Below are 18,211 nucleotides of genomic sequence, written 5' to 3' on the forward strand. Positions count from 1 at the left end.
GAGAGCGACAGTTTGTCCCTTTTGCCGGGGTGCAAGTCGACGATGCTCTGCTACAGTGGAATCAGCCAAAAAGAGGTTCCATGAACGTACCGCAGCCTTGCAAAGTCCTGATGCTCTATCCGCTGTTCTCGGCAGAGTCCTTCTGGAGCTTTGGCGAATCCTGCAAAGTGTTGGGCGTGAAGCGGCCCGCGGCCCCTTTGGGGCTGATCACGGTTGCCGCGATGTTGCCCGAGAGCTGGACGGTCCGGCTGATCGATTGCAACACGGAATCCTTCAGCGAAGAGGATCTTTCCTGGGCCGACGTCGTCTTCACCGGCGGAATGATGCCGCAGCAGGCCGACACGCTGCACCTGATCGAAATTTGCCGTGCCGCGGGCAAGCCGGTGGTCGTCGGCGGTCCCGATCCCACCTCGAGCCCCCACATCTATGAGAGGGCCGACTTCAAGGTGCTCGGCGAGGCCGAAAGCGTTCTCCACGAATTCGTCGCGGCCTGGGACAGTGGCGCACGATCCGGCGTCTTCATCGCGCCGAAATTCCAGGCCGACGTCACCAAGACGCCGGTGCCGCGCTTCGACCTGCTCAAATTCGAGGACTACCTTTATCTCGGTGTGCAGTATTCCCGCGGTTGCCCGTTCACCTGCGAGTTCTGCGACATCATCGAGCTCTATGGCCGGGTGCCGCGAACCAAGACGAATGAGCAAATGCTGGTCGAGCTCGACAGGCTCTACGCCATGGGCTACCGCGGCCATCTCGACTTCGTCGACGACAACTTCATCGGCAACAAGAAGTCGCTGCGGTTGTTCCTGCCGCAGCTCGCCGAATGGCAGCGTGCTCACGGCTATCCCTTCGAATTGTCGACGGAAGCCTCGGTCAATCTGGCCGACGATCCCGAGCTATTGGACCTGATGGGCCAGGCGAATTTCTTCGCCATCTTCGTCGGCATTGAAAGTCCGGATCCGGCGACGCTTGTCGCGATGCGGAAGAAGCAGAACACGCGGCGCAACATCGCCGAGAGCATCCACAAGATCTACGCCGCGGGCATGCTCGTCACCGCGGGTTTCATCGTCGGCTTCGACAATGAGAAGCTCTCGATGGCGGATGCCATGATCGACTTCATCGAAGAGGCGGCGATCCCGGTCAGCATGGTCGGCCTGCTCTATGCCTTGCCGAACACGCAGCTGACGCGCCGCCTCGAGCGCGAAGGCCGGTTGCATCCGGGCCACGATTTGGCGCCGACCATCGGCGCCGATCAGTGCACCGCCGGGATCAACTTCGATCCGGTGCGCCCGTTGCGCGACATCCTGACGGACTACAAGCGCGTGCTGGAGCACATCTACAGCCCGGAGGCCTATGCAAGGCGCATCGACCGTCTGATGACGCTGCTCGACCGCTCTCGCCAGCGCCAGGAGCTCGCGGAAGGCGATATCCGCGCCCGGATCGGCGCGATGGAAACGGTGCACAAGGTGGTCACAGCCCTTCCCGAGGCGCGCGGTCCGCTGTGGCAGACCTTCATGAACTGCGCCAAGCGCGACACCACATCGGCGCGGATCGCTGTGCAAATGATCGCGGCCTATGCCCATCTCGGGCCGTTCTCGCGCAAGGTCATCGCTGCCATCGATGAGCGCCTAGCTGCGCTCGACGAGGAGACTGTAATTCCGGTCGCGACTGTCGAGGTAACGGCGGCCCGACATCTGGCTTGACGGTCTACTCCACCGCCAGCCGCAAAAAGCTCATCACGCTGCCGAGCGCGGCAAAGCCCGCGCCAAGCGCCAATGCCGCGACTGCGCCATCGTGACCGGCCAGCGAGAAGCAGAGGGCGGCGAGCGCCGCCCCCATCGTCTGCCCCGTCAGGCGCGCGGTGGCGACGATGCCCGAGGCGCTGCCGCTGCGATGCGGCGGCGCGCTCGACATCACCGCCTTCATGTTCGGCGCCTGGAAGAAGCCGAACCCCATACCGCAGATCACCATCCGCCAGATGATATCGGGGATCGCAGGATTGGCCGGCAGCATCGCGAGCAGCGCCATGCCGAGACCGAGCAGCACGAGGCCGATGCCGCCGAGCAATCCGACCGCGTGCCGGTCGGAGAGACGCCCCGCGATCGGCGCCATGATGCCGACCACCAGCGGCCACGGCGTCATGAAGAAGCCGGTCTCGACCTGCGAACGCCCCAGCACGTCCTCGAAATAGAACGGCAGCGAGACGAAGGCGAGGCCCTGCACCGCGAACGAGCACACCGCGGTCGCCGCCGACAGCGCGAACATCGGCCGACTGAACAGGTCGATCGGCAGCATCGGCGCCGGATGGTCGGCATGGCGGCGCGTCAGGATGAAGCCGAGCACCAACGCCGTGACCAGCTCGATGCCAACGACCACCGGTGAGAGATTATGCGCGGCACTGCCGATGCCCGTGATGAACAAGCCGAGACAGGCCGACGCGAGGGCCGCGCCGAGAAAGTCAAAGCCGTGATCGGCGCGCGGCGTCTTCGGCAGCATCGCAAATCCGATGCCGATCGCGACGAGGCCGAACGGGATATTGACGGCGAACAGCCATGGCCACGGGCCGACCGCGAGGATGGCGGATGCGATCGAGGGACCGAAGGTGAAGGCGGTCGCGACCACCAGCGCGTTGTGGCCGAAGCCGCGGCCGAGCATCCGGCCGGGATAGACGAAGCGCACCAGCGCCGTGTTGACGCTCATGATGCCGCTCGCACCCAGCCCTTGCAGCGTGCGCGCAACCAGCAGGCTGTCCAGCGACCAGGCCACCGCGCAGAACAGCGAGGCGATGGTGAACAGGATCAGGCCGCCGAGATAGATGCGCTGGTGCCCGACGATCTCGCCGAGTGCTCCCAACGGCAGCAACGTCGCTACCAGCGCGATCTGGTAGACGTTGACCACCCAGACCGATTGCTCCGGGCTGACATGCAAGTCGCCGGCAATGGCGGGCAGCGCGATGTTTGCGATCGCGGTGTCGAGCGAGGCCATCGCCAGCGCGGTGAAGATCGCGGCAATGGCCCAGCGCCGCTGTGCGGCTGGAAGGCCGTCGGAAATGGTGTGGTCGGCCTCGCGCGCGCCGGCGGGTAACGTGATTGTCATTGCGTTAGCGCGTTGCTCCGGCGGCCGGCTACAGGGGACTTGGCATGTACTACGGCGCGGCCGCCTTCCACAGGCATATGCTTGCATGCAGTGTATGCGCGAAGGCTGGGCGATGAACCTGCGCGCCGGCGTATGATCGCGCGAGCTGCTGCAATTTCGGGGGATCGCCATGCACATCGTCGTTTTGCCCGGTGACGGCATCGGGCCCGAGATCACGACTGCGACATCAGGCGTGCTGCGCGCGGCCTCCGAACGCTTCCAGCTCAATCTGCGACTGGAGGAGCACGCAGTCGGCCATGCGAGCCTCAAACAATTTGGCACGACGGTACGCCCCGAGCTGCTCGACATCGTCCGCGCCGCCGACGGGCTGATCCTCGGGCCGACCGCGACCTTCGACTTCAAGGACGAGGCCCATGGCGAGATCAACCCGTCGCGGCACTTTCGCAAGAACCTCGACCTCTACGCCAATGTCAGGCCCGCACGCACCTATGCGGGGCTGTCCGGCCGGGGAGGCGATTTCGATCTCGTCGTGGTGCGCGAGAACACGGAAGGGTTTTACGCCGACCGCAACATGGAGCAGGGTAATGGCGAGATGCTGGTCACATCGGATGTCGTGATCTCGCTGCGTCGGATCACGCGCCATTGCTGCGAGCGCATCGCGCATGCGGCGTGCCGGCTGGCGATGAAGCGGCGCAAGCATCTCACCATCGTGCACAAGGCCAATGTGCTCAAGCTCGGCGACGGCATGTTCCTCGAGATCTGCCGCGAGGCGGCGAACGCCTATCCACCTCGCCGTCGACGACATCCTCGTCGACGCCATGATGGCGCATGTGGTGCGCAACCCCGACCGCTTCGACGTCATCGTCGCCACCAACATGTTCGGCGACATCCTGTCCGATCTCACGGCCGAGCTCTCCGGCAGCCTCGGCCTCGGCGGCTCGCTCAATGTCGGTCACAGCCACGCCATGGCGCAGGCCGCGCACGGCTCGGCGCCCGACATCGCAGGCCAGGACGTTGCCAATCCGGTCTCCCTGATCCTGTCGACGGCCCTGCTGCTCGGATGGCACGGCGAGAACAGCGGCGCGGTGCGGTACGAGGAAGCCGCACGTGCGATCGAGGCGGCGGTGGCGAAAGCGATCGGCGAGGGCAGGGCAACGCGCGATGTCGGCGGCGAGCTCGGCACGATCGCGGCGGGGGCGGCGATCGCGGAGATCTTGCAGGCCGGGTGAGTGGTCATGTGCATGTTTTTTTTAAGGGCTCAAAACAAAAAACGCGAAAACAACCCCATGCACAGTAGAAGGCCCCTTGATTAATAAGGGATTTCCGAAACGTGCAGCGATGACATTCGCGGCGGCCCTGACGTTGACGCGTCGGGCAAAACATTGGCAAAATGCGATCGTGGCGGAGATCGCGGCGTGTATGCATTGGTGGTGGACGCGGGCAATTTCAGTGAGCTGACCTATGAAGTCTGAGAGGGATGGCATCAATCTCGCGGCCAAGCCAAGCGGAACGGGGTGCGTGGAATGCTCGGCTGCGGGCGGGTGGTGGTTTCACCTTCGCAGATGTGTCGAATGCGGTCACATCGGCTGCTGTGATGCGTCACCAAATCAGCACGCAACGAAACACAGCGCGGCGACAGGTCATCCGATCATCACGAGCTTCGAGCCGGGCGAACGATGGTTTTACGACTATCGCACCGGAGAGGCTTTCGCCGGCCCGACGCTTCAAGGTCCTCACGCGCATCCGTTGGATCAGCCGGTGCCCGGACCGGACGGCGCGGTGCCTCCAGACTGGCAAACGCTGCTGCATGAGTAAGGCGGTAGGCCGTAGGATGGGTAGAGCACTTGCGAAACCCATCAGGTTTCACGTCGTATGCTGTCGATGGGTTTCGCTGCGCTCTACCCATCCTACGAAGGCCAATCGGTTCTAGAACTGATACCTCCGCAACCCCCCATCCACCGGGATCACCGTGCCCGTGATGTAGCGCGCCACGGGTGATGCCAGAAACACCGCGAGCGCGGCGAGATCTTCCGGCTCGCCCCAATAGCCGACGGGAATCTCTTCCTCCGCAAAGCGCTCGCGATAATCAGGCGCGTAGTTGCGGCGGATCTGTTCGCTCATGATGCGTCCGGGCGGGATGCAGTTGATGGTGATGCCATGCTCGCCGATCTCGCGCGACAGGCCCTTGGCCCAGGCGTGCACGGCGGCTTTGGCGGCGAACGCGGCGTTGAGGCCTTCCGGCTCGGACTTGCCGGTGATGTTGACGATGCGGCCCCATTTGCGTTCGATCATCTGCGGCAGCAGCGCATGCGCGATGCGGCGGTAGCTGGTGAAATTCAGCGCGATCGCCTCGTCCCATTGGCTGTCGGGCGCATCGACCGGCAGCGGGCGACTGCCGCCGGCATTGTTGATGAGAATGTCGACATGGCCGAGCTCGCTCACGGCGAAGGCCGAAATGTTCTCCGCCGCGTCCTTGGCCATCACGTCCTGCTCGAACGGGGTGATCAGGCCGGAGCCGACTTCCGTCACCAGCTCGGCGAGCAGGTCGGTGCGCCGTGCCACGCCGACGACGCGCACGCCTTCGGCAGCCAAGCCCTTGGCGATGGCGCGGCCAATGCCGACGCTCGCTCCGGTGACGACGGCGGTTTTCGATTTGAGCCCGAGGTCCATGGTCACACGCTCTCTTGTTAGCTTTTCGCTTCTTGCTGTTCGTTTCCTGCCCCGTCCGCCCGGCTTGCGAATTGCCTGAGCGGGACGAGCAGTGGTAACCAAGAGCAACGGTGAAGGAAACACGAAAAAGAAAAGGCGTCGGCAATGGTCTGGGACCCGCAGCAATATCTAAAGTTCTCCGGTCACCGGCTTCGGCCCGCCATCGATCTGTTGATGCGGATTCCGGATTTCGCCCCGCGTGCGGTCGCCGATCTCGGCGCCGGCGCCGGCAACGTCACCAAGCTGATCAAGGAGCGTTGGCCGGACGCGACGGTGACCGGTGTCGAGGGCTCGGCCGAGATGGTTGCCGCCGGCCGCAAGGCGGCGCCGGACGTGGAATGGTCCCACGAGGACCTCGGCCACTGGCGCCCGACGAAACAATATGACGTGGTCTATTCCAATGCCGCGCTGCACTGGCTGCCCAATCATGCGGCACTGTTTCCATCTATCATGGAGAAGGTAACGCCCGGCGGAATGCTTGCTGTGCAGATGCCGCGCAACTTTCTGGCGCCCTCGCATGTGCTGATCGGCGAGACCGTGCTGGACGGTCCCTGGCGGTCCAAGGTGGAGCATCTCGTCACGCCGCCGCCGGTCGAGGGGCCGGCCTATTATCACGGTCTTCTTGCTCCGATGTCTGCCAATATCGACATCTGGGAGACGGAATATCTGCAGGTGCTGGAAGGCAAGAATCCCGTGAAGGAGTGGACCAAGGGCACCTGGCTGACGCGCTATCTCGACATCTTGCAGGGCGACGAGAAGGCCGCGTTCGAAGCCGCCTATGGGATGCGGGTCGCGAAAGCCTATCCGAAGAACGCCGCGGGACAGACGCTGTTTCCGTTCCGGCGTCTGTTCATGGTCGCCCAGCGCAGCGGCTGATCGCACTGCCGCAATGCGACATAAGCGCTCGCTTCCGGGAACGGCAGCGGGTGCCGGGTTGCGCAAGATAGCTTGGCTGCGGCAAATTGGGCTTAGGTCTAGTTGTTCGGGTGGCGGATTGCTGCCACTACTGAAACCGGAAAACAAAAAACACCCGGTTTTAGAGGTTGTTGGGAGGTACCTTCATGCGCAAACTGCTTCTTGCGGTCGCCGCCGCAGCACTTCTCGTGGCGCCTGCCTTGTCTCCTGTCTTGTCACCCGTCTTGGCCCAGGCCCAGAGCCCGATCGTCATCAAATTCAGCCACGTCGTCGCCAACGACACTCCCAAGGGCAAGGGCGCGCTGAAGTTCAAGGAGCTCGCGGAGAAGTACACCGACGGCAAGGTCAAGATTGAAATCTACCCGAACTCCACGCTGTACAAGGACAAGGAGGAGATCGAGGCGCTGCAGCTCGGCTCGGTGCAGATGCTCGCGCCCTCGACCGCCAAGTTCGCACCGCTCGGTATCAAGGAATTCGAGGCGCTCGACCTGCCCTGGTTGTTCAAGGACGACCAGACCTATTCGAACGCGATGAAGGGCAAGATTGGCAAGTGGCTGTTCGAGAAGCTCGAGACCAAGGGCATCACCGGGCTCGCTTATTGGGACAACGGCTTCCACATGCTGTCCGCCAACCGTGCCCTGATGAAGCCGGCCGATTTCCAGGGGCTCAAATTCCGCATCTCCGGATCGAAGGTCGCCGACCAATATCTGCGGATCATGGGCTCGATCCCCCAGATCATGGCGTTTTCCGAAGTCTATCAGGCCTTGCAGACGGGCGTGGTCGACGGCTGCGAGAACACCGCGTCCAACTACCTGACGCAGAAGTTTTACGAGGTGCAGAAGGACATCACCGTGTCCTATCACGCGCACCTGCAATATGCCGTCATCGTCAATTCGAAATTCTGGTCCGGCCTGCCACCCGATATCCGCGCCCAGCTCGAGAAGGCGATGAACGAGGCGACCGACTATACCAACCAGATCGCGCACCAGGAAAATGAGGATGCGCTGGCCGAGATCAAGAAGACGGGCAAGACCACGCTGCATTATCTGACTGACGCCGACCGCAAGGCGTGGCAGGAAGCGATGCAGCCGACCTACAAATGGGCGAAGGGGCGGGTCGGGCAGGAAGTGCTCGATCTCGTCGCCAAGGAACTCGACGTCAAGATGAACTGACGCCGGCGCGCTTTAAGAACAACCATGAACGGTCGGGAGTGATCGCACTCCCGGCCGTTGCTCTTGAATGATGAGCCAAGCTGAGGGGACCAAATTGCTGCGTGCATTGAATCGTGTGCTCAATCATCTCGAGGAATGGCTGATCGCGACGATGATCGCGGCCGCGACATCGCTCATCTTCGTTGCCGTGCTGCACCGATATGGCGCCGGGCTGTCGATCGACATCGCCAAATGGGCAGAGGCGCGCAATCTGGCCTTCCTGTCCGTCCCCGCGCGAGCCGCGTTCGTCTGGCTTGCCGCTCTCGACCTGTCCTGGGCGCAGGAACTCTGCATCTACATGTTCATCTGGATGGCGAAGTTCGGTGCGGCCTACGGGGTGCGCACCGGCATCCATGTCGGCGTCGACGTCCTGGTCAATGTCCTCCCCGGCGGATCGCGCCGCCGCGTCATCACGTTCGGCCTGATGTGCGGCGCTCTTTTCACTGCCATCGTTTGCTATTTCGGGGCCGCGTTCGTCGGCCAGATGTGGCAGACCGGCCAGCAATCCAACGATCTCGAAGCGCCGATGTGGCTGGTGTATCTCACCATCCCGCTCGGCTCCGGGCTGATGTGCTTCCGCTTCCTGCAGGTTGCCTGGTCGTTCTATCACACCGGCGAGCTGCCGCATCACGACGTGGCCGGCGTCGAGGGCGTGGAATTAGACCCGGTCCATCCGGCCCCGGTCACGCGCAGTCAGGTCATCCGCGATGAACGCAGCCCGCTCGGCTGGGTCCTGATGTTGTTGCCGGTCCTGATCGTGGCCGTGTGCTTCGCCCATTCCGCGCACGTGATCACGCTGCCGCAGGGCCTGCGTGTCGCCGTGGTTTTCGGCCTTCTGCTGTCGTTGATGCTCACGGGCATGCCGATCTCGATCGCGCTCGGCCTCACCGTGCTCAGCTTCATGTTCACGCTGACCGACGTGCGAACGGAATCGGTGGCGCTGAAGCTGTTCACCGGCATCGAAAGCTTCGAGATCATGGCGATCCCGTTCTTCATCCTTGCCGGCAACTTCCTGACCCATGGCGGCGTGGCGCGCCGGATGATCGCGTTCGCGACTTCGCTGGTCGGGCATTGGTACGGCGGCCTCGCGCTCTCGGGCGTGGTCGCCTGCGCGCTGTTCGCCGCGATTTCCGGCTCGTCGCCGGCCACCGTGGTAGCGATCGGATCGGTGATCCTGCCCGCGATGGTCGCGCAGGGATTCCCGAAGAGGTTCGGGGCGGGCGTGATCACGACCTCGGGCTCGCTGGGAATTCTCATTCCACCCTCGATTCCGATGGTGCTTTTTGCCGTCTCTACCAACACCTCCGTCGGCAAGCTGTTCATCGCCGGCATCGTGCCGGGGCTCGTGCTCGCCATGCTGCTCGGCGCCACGACGTTCTATCGGGCCTGGCGTAACGACTATCCGAGGATGCCGAAAGCAACCTTCTACGAACGCTTCGACGCGTTCCGCAAGTCGATCTGGGGTATCCTGCTGATCGTGATCGTGATCGGCGGCATCTACAGTGGCCTGTTCACACCGACCGAAGCTGCCGCCGTCAGTGCGGTGTACGCCTTCATCGTCGCAGTGTTCATCTACAAGGATCTGAAGCTGCGAGACGTGCCGCGCGTGCTGCTGTCGTCGGCAAATCTTTCGGCGATGCTGCTCTACATCATCACCAACGCAGTCTTGTTCTCGTTCCTGATGACCTACGAGAACGTGCCGCAAGCGCTGGCGCAATGGATGATCGACCAGGGCCTCGGCTGGATTGGATTCTTGCTCCTCGTCAATCTCCTGCTGCTGGTGGCGGGCAACGTGATGGAGCCGTCCTCGATCATCCTGATCATGGCGCCAATCCTGTTTCCGGTTGCGATCAAGCTCGGCATCGATCCGATCCATTTCGGCATCCTGATGACGGTCAACATGGAGGTCGGGCTCTGCCATCCCCCGGTCGGCCTCAATCTCTACGTCGCCTCAGGCATCGCCAAGATGGGCATCACCGAGCTCACGGTCGCGGTGTGGCCATGGCTGCTGACGATGCTGGCATTCCTCGTGGTCGTGACATATTGGCCGGGTCTGTCGCTGTGGCTGCCGCGATTGCTGGGCATGTAGCTACGAACACGCTGCTTCTCTCCACCTGTGGGCGCGGGGCTACGCATTGCTGCGTCCTCCCGCCATGGCAATCGGCCGCGAGATGCGGTTAGATGCCGCGCAACAGGCGGGGAGGAGATCGAGATGACGGACACGTCCAGCAACGAGCCGAAGGGCGCAACGCCGTCCGTCATCGCGCAGCAGACGGCGATGCTGAACGCGTTGCCGTTTTCCGACACGCGGGATTTCGACGACGCCGCGCGCGGCTTTCTCGGCACCATCGAGAACGCGGAGATCACCAATCCGCAAGGGCGGACGGTCTGGAGCCTCGAGCCTTACGGCTTTCTCTCCGCCGAGCAGGCGCCGGCCACGGTCAATCCGAGCCTGTGGCGCCAGTCGCGGCTCAACATGCAGCACGGCCTGTTCGAGGTCGTGCCCGGCGTCTACCAGGTGCGTGGGCTCGACATCGCCAACATGACGCTGATCGAAGGCGACGGTGGCGTCATCGTCGTCGACACACTGACCTCGATCGAGGGCGCGCGCGCCGCGCTCGATCTCTACTACAGGCATCGCGGCCAGCGACCGGTCGCGGCCGTGATCTTCACCCATACCCACACCGACCATTGGGGCGGCGCGCGCGGCGTGCTGGAGGAGGACGCGCTCGCGAGCGGCCGCGTCCCGATCATCGCGCCGAACTTGTTCATGGAGCATGCCGTCTCCGAGAACATCATCGCGGGACCTGCGATGCTGCGCCGGGCGCAGTACCAGTTCGGACCTCTCCTCGCCAAGGGTGCGCGCGGGCAGGTCGATTGCGGCCTTGGCAAGTCGATGGCGGCAGGTTCGGTGGCGCTGCTGCGGCCGACCGATTTGATCATGGCGACCGGCGATCGGCGCGTGATCGACGGCGTCGAGTTCGAATTCCAGATGGCGCCGAACAGCGAAGCGCCGGCCGAGATGCATTTCTTCATCCCGCGCTACAAGCTGTTGAACCTCGCCGAGAACTGCACCCACAATTTCCACAATCTGCTGCCGTTCCGCGGCGCCGACGTGCGCGACGCGCTGGCCTGGTCGAAATATCTGGGCGAGGCCCTCCAGCTCTGGGACGGCAAGGCGGAGGCGATGTGCGGCCAGCATCACTGGCCGGTGTGGGGACGCGAACGCATCCGCACCATGATCCGCCAGCAGCGCGATCTCTATAAATTCGCGCATGACCAGACCATCCGCCTGATGAACCACGGTCTCACCGCGGCCGAGATCGCCGAAACGATCCAGCTGCCCAAGAGCCTGGAGGGCGCCTGGCACGGCCGCGGCTATTACGGCCACATCCGGCACAATGTGAAGGCGATCTATCAAAAATATCTGGGCTGGTACGACGCCAATCCGGTCAATCTCGATCCGTTGCCCCCGGTTGAGTCGGGCAAGAAATTCGTCGAGTACATGGGCGGCGCCGGCGCGATCCTCGCGCGGGCGCGGGTCGATTTCGATAAGGGCGAATTCCGCTTCGTGGCGCAGGCGCTCGGCCATCTCGTCTTTGCCGAGCCGGACAATCAGGCGGCGCGTGCGTTGCTGGCGGATACGCTGGAGCAGCTCGGCTACGCCGCCGAAAGCGCGACCTGGCGCAATGCCTATCTGTTCGGCGCGCAGGAAATGCCTATCTGTTCGGCGCGCAGGAATTGCGCCAGGGCATGCCGAAGGTGCCGGCACGCCCGCCGATGCCGCGCGAGACGCTGGCGGCGCTGCGCACCTCACAGCTCTGGGACGTGCTCGGCATCCGCCTCAATGGACCGAAGGCGGAAGGAAAGCACATCGTGCTGAACTGGAGCTTTTCCGACACCGGCGAGACGTTCGTGCTCAATCTGGAGAACTGCGCGCTCACCTACACAGCGGGCATGCAGGCGGACAATGCAGATGCCAGCTTCACGCTCGCGCGGTCGACGCTCGATGAGGTGATCGCAAAACTCACCAGCTTCCCGGAGGCGGTGGCCGCCGGCAAGGTCAAATTCGCCGGCAATCCGATGCGCCTCGCCGAGCTGATGGGCCTGATGGACGAATTCCCGCGCATGTTCGAGATCGTCGAGCCGAAGCGGGCGGTGGTGAGATAGGCTACCGCATTCTTCCGTCATTGCGAGCGCAGCGAAGCAATCCAGAATCTCTCCGCCGGGACGGCCTGGATTGCTTCGCTGCGCTCGCAATGAGGTTGATAGAGAGGAGCGCGCCCCACGCAAATGTCGATGGCCGGGACATGCCCGGCCATGACGGTCGCGATGGGATGGGCGCGTGCTCCTGCTACTCCGCGCTGCTTACCAGCTTGATCCGCGGCGCCTGTTCCTCGCCGAGGCTGCGATAGGCCGCGAGATAATCCAGCGCCATCCGCCGCGCCGTGAAGCGCGTCTCGAACTGCTTGCGGATGAGGGAGCGATCGAGTTGCGGCAGGCGACCGACGACGCCGGCTGCGCTGAGGACGTCCTCGACGACGAAGCCAGTGAGGCCATCGTCGATGATCTCGGGCACCGAGCCGCGGTTGAAGGCGATGACCGGCGTGCCGCAGGCCATGGCTTCGATCATCACCAGGCCAAACGGCTCGGGCCAGTCGATCGGCAACAAGAGGCCAAGTGCGCCGCTCAGGAAGTCCGACTTCTCGTGATCGCTGATCTCGCCGATGAATTCCACCAGCGGATTGTTCTCGATCATCGGCCGGATCAGCTCGTCATAGTAATCCTGGTCGGCCCGATCGACCTTGGCGGCGATCTTGAGCGGAATGCCGCAATGCGTCGCGATCTTGATGGCGCGGTCGACGCCCTTTTCCGGCGCGATGCGGCCGAGCACGGCGAGATATTCCTGTTTCGCCGGCTTCGGCGTCAGCAGGTTCTCCGGCAGGCCGTGGTGAATCGTCCTCACCCAGTTTGCCTGCGGCACCGGCCGGCGCTGCGCGTTCGAGATCGAGATGACGGGGACCTTCGAGAAGGTGTTGAAGACCGGTTGATGCTCCGGCAGGTCGAGCCGGCCGTGCAGCGTGGTCAGGAACGGTGTCGGCTGCCGGTAGAACAGCGACCACGGATAATAATCGAGGTGGAAGTGGAGGAAGTCGAACTCCTCGTCGTCACATTTCTGCCGCACCCGCTCCAGCATCACCATATGCAGCGCATTGGGATCGCGCACGGAACCGTCGAGACGGAGTGCCCGCGGCCACAGCGCATCCAGCTTTGCCGAGGTTTGCGAGTCGCCGCTCGCGAACAGCGTCACATCGTGCCCAAGGGCCACCAGCTCTTCCGTCAACCAATGCACCACCCGCTCGGTGCCGCCATACAGCTTGGGTGGAACAGCCTCCGTCAACGGAGCTACCTGCGCGATGCGCATCTCACCATCTCCTCTGTGCGATCATGATTGTAGAAAGCCCCCGCCTGTTCAGCACCGGCACGCCAGTCAAGGGAACGTTCCCGCACTTGCGAAGTTCCTTCTCCAGAACGTTACTTATTCGACACGTCGGATGCTCGTCGCGATGCTGCCATCACATCTTCGCAGAACGCCCGCATCCGCATGTCGTGATGAGTGTGCCCGGGAACCGAGGCAAGTGGCCGATGTTCAGTCGGCTAACAACAAAAGTTTGAATCATCACGACGGGGTCGATAGTCACATGGATCATCTTTCTGGATACGCGCACCGGCCGTTTGCCTTTGTTTTGCGCTATCTTCGGCGTCGCCTTGCGTCGCATCTCGTGATCCTGACCGCTGTGGTGGCGGCAGTTGCCTGCTCCGTAGGCACGCAGTATGGCGTCAAGTCCCTCGTCGACAGCTTGTCGGCCGGCGCTTCGCATGGTGGGAACGTATGGCTGGCATTCATTTTCCTCATGACGCTGATCGCCGCCGACAATTTCCTTTGGCGGGTCGCGAGCTGGACGGCCAGCTTCACCTTCGTCCGTGTCACGGGGGATTTACGCCGTGACATATTTCGTCATCTGACCGGCCACGCGCCGAGCTACTTCTCCGATCGCATGCCGGGCATGCTGACCAGCCGCATCACGGCGACGTCGAATGCGGTGTTCACCGTCGAGAACATGTTCGTCTGGAATGTGTTGCCGCCGTGCATCGCAACGGTTGCGGCAATCGCGCTGATTGGAACCGTCAGCCCTTACATGGCACTCGGCCTCATGGTGATTGCCGGCGGCATGGTGCTTGCGATGTTCCGCCTCGCTGCCGCGGGGAAACCGCTGCATGACGATTTCGCCGACAAGGCCGCCGTCGTCGACGGCGAGATGATCGACGTCATCAGCAACATGCCGCTGGTGCGCGCCTTCTGCGGCATCGGGCACGAGCATGAGCGCTTCGACGCGACTGTGAACCGGGAGCTCACCGCGCGCGGCCGCAGCCTGCGCTATCTGGAGAAGCTGCGGCTTATCCATGCCGGCGTCACTGTCGTGCTCACGATCGCCCTGATGGCCTGGGCGATCATGCTCTGGCAGGAGGGCCGGGCGACCACGGGCGACGTCGTGCTGGTCTGCACCCTCGGTCTCTCCATTCTGAACGCGACGCGCGATCTCGCGGTGGCGCTGGTCGACGTCACCCAGCACGTTGCGCGGCTGACCGAGGCGATCGCCACGCTGCTGGTGCCGCATGAATTGCGCGACCACCCCGAGGCCGAGCCACTGGTGAAGAGCGGCGCCGCGATCGCGTTCAACAATGTCACTTTCGGCTATCCCGGGGCTGCGAAGATCTTCGAGCGCTTCAGCCTGCGCCTGCAACCCGGCCAGCGCGTCGGCTTGGTCGGCCAGTCCGGCGGCGGCAAGTCGACGCTGTTCACGCTGCTCCAGCGCTTCTACGATACCGACGAGGGCAGCATCACCATCGACGGTCAGGACATTTCCAAGGTGACGCAGCTGAGCCTGCGCGAGGCGATCTCTGTCGTGCCGCAGGACATCTCGCTGTTCCACCGCTCGATTCGCGAAAACATCCGCTATGGTCGCCCGAACGCGACCGACGACGAGGTGCTGCGTGCGGCGATTGCGGCGCGCTGCGATTTCGTCGAAAGCCTGCCTGGTGGTCTCGACACCATGGTCGGCGACCGCGGCGTCAAGATGTCCGGCGGTCAGCGCCAGCGCATCGCGATCGCGCGCGCCTTCCTGAAGGACGCGCCGATCCTGCTGCTGGACGAGGCGACCGCCGCGCTCGACAGCGAATCCGAAGAGGCGATCCGCGAGGCGTTGTCGCGGCTGATGCGCGGCCGCACGGTCATCGCGATCGCCCATCGTCTCGCGACCCTGCGCAATTTCGATCGCGTGGTCGTGTTGAGGGGTGGTAAGATCATCGAGGACGGGTCGCCCGAGCGTCTGATGCAGGGCCACGGGCCCTATCGTGAGCTGGTCACGCAGGAAATGAGCCGGCTCGCCCAAGCCGCCGCGTAAACCAACAGTCGCGTTCGAGTCGGTTGCGTGTCGAAACAAGCGCAGGGGAGCTGCTGATGTCGGCTGAAGCCGTTACCCAATTCGTCTCCGTGACGCGGACCGTGGACCAGGTCGCGGAACAGCCTTTCTATATTCCGATGACGGGACCGTCGGCGCGGCCGCGGCGTTCGCTCAAGCACGACGACACCTTTATCGTGCTCGACAGCCATGGCGACATCGGCGCGTCGGCCGGCGGGCCCGATGGCCTGTTCCATCACGACACGCGCTATCTTGCCAGGCTCGAGCTCGTGCTCGACGATCTCCAGCCGCTGCTGCTGGGCTCGAACCTGCGCGACGACAATTCGGCCCTGACCGTCGATCTCACCAATCCGGACATCTACCGGCAGGGCAGCCTCGTGCTGCAAAAGGACCTGCTGCACATCGTGCGCACGATCTTCCTGTGGCGCGGCACCGCCTATCAGCGCATCGGCGTGCAAAACCACGGCGACCGCCCGGCCAGCTTCGCGCTGACACTGCTGTTCGACAACGACTTCGCCGATCTGTTCGAAGTCCGCGGCGAGCGGCGCCCGCGCCGCGGAATCGGCTCGAGCCGGCTGTTGGGACCGACCGACGTGCTGTTCGACTACCGCGGTCTCGATGACGCCGAGCGCTCCACCAGCCTGCATTTCGATCCGCGCCCGACGAAGTTGTCGGTGAATGCCGCGACCTGGCAGCTCGAACTCGACCCGCATGAGTCGAAATCCCTGTTCGTGGCCGTGTCCTGCAATCGGCCGATCGCGGAGAAGCCGGCGCGCTTTTTCAGAAGCCTGCTCGCCCACCGCCGCGAGATGCGCCGATCGACGATGGGGGCCGCCAGCATCGAGACCTCCAACAACATCTTCAACGAGGTGCTGTGCCAGGCCATGGCCGACCTCAACATGCTGATGACGGAGACGCCGCAGGGCCGCTATCCCTATGCGGGGATTCCCTGGTACTCGACGACGTTCGGCCGCGACGGGCTGATCACCGCGCTGCAGATGCTGTGGGTCGATCCGCGGATCGCCAAGGGCGTGCTGCGGCGGCTCGCCCATTTCCAGGCCAAAGCGGTCGATCCGCTCGCCGATGCCGCGCCCGGCAAGATCCTGCATGAGATGCGCGGCGGCGAGATGGCGGCGCTGCGCGAGGTGCCGTTCGCGCAATATTACGGCAGCGTCGATTCCACGGCCTTGTTCGTCCTGCTGGCAGGAAGCTATTTCGAGCGCACCGGCGACGAGAAGACCTTGACAGAGCTGTGGCCGGCCATCGAAGCGGGGTTGGCCTGGATCGACGGCCCCGGTGATCCCGACAAGGACGGCTTCGTCGAATATCAGCGCGCCACGGAAAAGGGCCTCGCCAACCAGGGCTGGAAGGATTCCTACGACGCGATCTTCCATGCCGATGGCCAGCTTGCGGAAGGCAATCTCGCGCTCGCCGAGGTGCAAGGTTACGTCTTTGCCGCCAAGCGGCTCGCCGCGCGTTGCGCGCTTCGGCTCGGCAAGCCTGATCTCGCCAGGAAGCTCGAGGCCGAGGCCAAGACGCTGGCCGAGCGTTTCGAGGCCGCGTTCTGGTGCGAGGAGCTCGGCACCTATGCGCTTGCGCTCGACGGCAAGAAGCGGCCGTGCAAGGTGCGGACCTCGAACGCCGGCCAGATCCTGTTCAGCGGCATGATCCGCGAGGATCGCGCGCGGCTCGTCGCCGCCGATTTGATGCGGCCGCATTTCTTTTCGGGGTGGGGCATCCGCACCGTCGCTGTCGGCGAGGTGCGTTACAACCCGATGTCCTATCATGACGGGTCGATCTGGCCGCACGACAATGCGCTGATCGCGCTCGGGCTCGCGCGCTACGGGCTCAAGCATTCGGTCGCGCATGTCTTCAAGGGACTGTTCGACGCCGCGACCTACATGGACCTGCGCCGGTTGCCCGAATTGTTCTGCGGTTTCCGGCGCGAGAAGCGGCGCGGACCGACGCTCTATCCGGTCGCCTGCGCGCCGCAGGCCTGGGCCAGCGCCACGGCGTTCACGCTGCTGGAGGCGGCGCTGGGCATTGAGTTCGACGTGGCGCGCGGTGAGATCCGGCTGCGCAATCCGCATCTGCCGGCGTTTCTGCACGAGGTGATCTTGCGCGATCTGCGTCTGGGCGAGTCCAGCGTGGACCTGCGCGTCAGCCGCCATGGCGACGACGTGGCGCTGGAGGTGCTGCGCACGCGTGGCCAGATTCAAGTCTCGATCGTGCTGGCGCGCTAGCGGCGCGCCAGGAGGAGGGTGCATGCGTACCGCCGGATGGTTGGCCCTGGGCGTCGTTATGGTCGTCGGGATGACGCTCGCCGTGTCACGCGCCGCGGAGCAGGCGCCCGCACCCGCGACTGAAGCGAATGCACCGCCGACGGTGCAGCCGCCGGCGTCATCCGTCCCCGTCACGCCAAAGAATGCCGCGCCACCGCCGTCGGTCACGATCATCGGCGCGAGCGACGCGCACGGTGTGCTTGGACGTGACGTGCTCAGCGCGGCGAACGAGGACATGGGCCGCATCGTCGACGTCATCGTCGATCGGAGTGGGCACGTGCGCGCTGCCGTGATCGATTTCGGCGGCTTCCTCGGCGTCGGCAGCCGCAAGATCGTGGTGGACTGGAACGCGATGCGGTTCGGCAAGATCGTCAACAAGAAGGACAGCATCACGCTGGAATTGACCAAGGCACAGGTCGCAGCCGCGCCGGAATACAAGGAGGACACGCCGATGGTGGTGCTCGGCGCGTCCGGCAGCCTGCAGCCACTGCAAGCTGTTCAGTGAGGCGCGGGGAGG

11 protein-coding genes and 3 pseudogenes are annotated in these 18,211 nt (G+C 64.0%); 11 read left to right on the forward strand and 3 right to left on the reverse strand.

The features are described 5' to 3' along the window. Positions 1-80: 80 nt before the first annotated feature. Positions 81-1,700: a B12-binding domain-containing radical SAM protein gene (locus tag ABIB66_RS00810; RefSeq protein ID WP_354207271.1), complete on the forward strand. Its 1,620-nt coding sequence runs from the start codon at positions 81-83 to the stop codon at positions 1,698-1,700. A gap of 4 nt (positions 1,701-1,704) precedes the next feature. Here ABIB66_RS00810 and ABIB66_RS00815 read toward each other — a convergent pair whose 3' ends face one another. After that, entirely contained in the window at positions 1,705-3,093 is a 1,389-nt protein-coding gene (locus ABIB66_RS00815) for an MFS transporter (protein ID WP_354207269.1), read from the reverse strand. A gap of 169 nt (positions 3,094-3,262) precedes the next feature. On the opposite strand from ABIB66_RS00815, the pseudogene ABIB66_RS00820 reads away from it, so the two are divergent. Then, a pseudogene (locus tag ABIB66_RS00820) lies at positions 3,263-4,322 on the forward strand (isocitrate/isopropylmalate dehydrogenase family protein). Between the two features lie 232 nt (positions 4,323-4,554). Then, on the forward strand, positions 4,555-4,908 hold the full coding sequence (locus ABIB66_RS00825; RefSeq protein WP_354207265.1) for a UBP-type zinc finger domain-containing protein: 354 nt from the start codon (positions 4,555-4,557) through the stop codon (positions 4,906-4,908). A 111-nt stretch (positions 4,909-5,019) separates the two neighbouring features. Here ABIB66_RS00825 and ABIB66_RS00830 read toward each other — a convergent pair whose 3' ends face one another. Continuing rightward, positions 5,020-5,763 carry an SDR family NAD(P)-dependent oxidoreductase gene (locus ABIB66_RS00830; protein ID WP_354207357.1) on the reverse strand — a complete coding sequence of 248 codons (744 nt, stop codon included), beginning with the start codon at positions 5,761-5,763 and terminating at the stop codon, positions 5,020-5,022. Between the two features lie 144 nt (positions 5,764-5,907). On the opposite strand from ABIB66_RS00830, the gene ABIB66_RS00835 reads away from it, so the two are divergent. From ABIB66_RS00835 to ABIB66_RS00855, 5 genes and pseudogenes are all read left to right on the forward strand, one after another. After that, positions 5,908-6,678, forward strand: coding sequence for a methyltransferase domain-containing protein (locus ABIB66_RS00835; RefSeq protein WP_354207263.1), 771 nt, complete (start codon positions 5,908-5,910; stop codon positions 6,676-6,678). 185 nt (positions 6,679-6,863) lie between these two features. Then, complete coding sequence (locus ABIB66_RS00840; protein WP_354207261.1) at positions 6,864-7,889, forward strand: DctP family TRAP transporter solute-binding subunit; 1,026 nt, start codon at positions 6,864-6,866, stop codon at positions 7,887-7,889. A 151-nt stretch (positions 7,890-8,040) separates the two neighbouring features. Then, positions 8,041-8,514 (forward strand): annotated as a pseudogene (locus tag ABIB66_RS00845) (TRAP transporter small permease); the annotation flags it as partial. A 222-nt stretch (positions 8,515-8,736) separates the two neighbouring features. After that, complete coding sequence (locus ABIB66_RS00850; RefSeq protein ID WP_342761046.1) at positions 8,737-10,017, forward strand: TRAP transporter large permease; 1,281 nt, start codon at positions 8,737-8,739, stop codon at positions 10,015-10,017. 123 nt (positions 10,018-10,140) lie between these two features. Continuing rightward, positions 10,141-12,098, forward strand: a pseudogene (locus ABIB66_RS00855) (alkyl/aryl-sulfatase). 184 nt (positions 12,099-12,282) lie between these two features. Here the strand turns inward: ABIB66_RS00855 and ABIB66_RS00860 are convergent. Beyond that, positions 12,283-13,353, reverse strand: coding sequence for a glycosyltransferase family 4 protein (locus ABIB66_RS00860; protein ID WP_275170399.1), 1,071 nt, complete (start codon positions 13,351-13,353; stop codon positions 12,283-12,285). A gap of 277 nt (positions 13,354-13,630) precedes the next feature. On the opposite strand from ABIB66_RS00860, the gene ABIB66_RS00865 reads away from it, so the two are divergent. Genes ABIB66_RS00865 through ABIB66_RS00875 form a run of 3 tightly spaced genes read left to right on the forward strand, consistent with a single transcriptional unit; the run spans position 13,631 to position 18,199 of the window. Next, positions 13,631-15,394, forward strand: a complete 1,764-nt coding sequence (locus ABIB66_RS00865) for an ABC transporter ATP-binding protein (protein ID WP_354207256.1) — start codon at positions 13,631-13,633, stop codon at positions 15,392-15,394. Between the two features lie 56 nt (positions 15,395-15,450). Further along, complete coding sequence (locus ABIB66_RS00870) at positions 15,451-17,655, forward strand: amylo-alpha-1,6-glucosidase (protein ID WP_275170401.1); 2,205 nt, start codon at positions 15,451-15,453, stop codon at positions 17,653-17,655. A 22-nt stretch (positions 17,656-17,677) separates the two neighbouring features. Further along, on the forward strand, positions 17,678-18,199 hold the full coding sequence (locus ABIB66_RS00875) for a PRC-barrel domain-containing protein (RefSeq protein ID WP_275170402.1): 522 nt from the start codon (positions 17,678-17,680) through the stop codon (positions 18,197-18,199). Positions 18,200-18,211 lie beyond the last annotated feature (12 nt).

The sequence above is a fragment of the Bradyrhizobium sp. F1.13.3 genome (assembly GCF_040548265.1).
Taxonomy (GTDB): Bacteria; Pseudomonadota; Alphaproteobacteria; order Rhizobiales; family Xanthobacteraceae; genus Bradyrhizobium.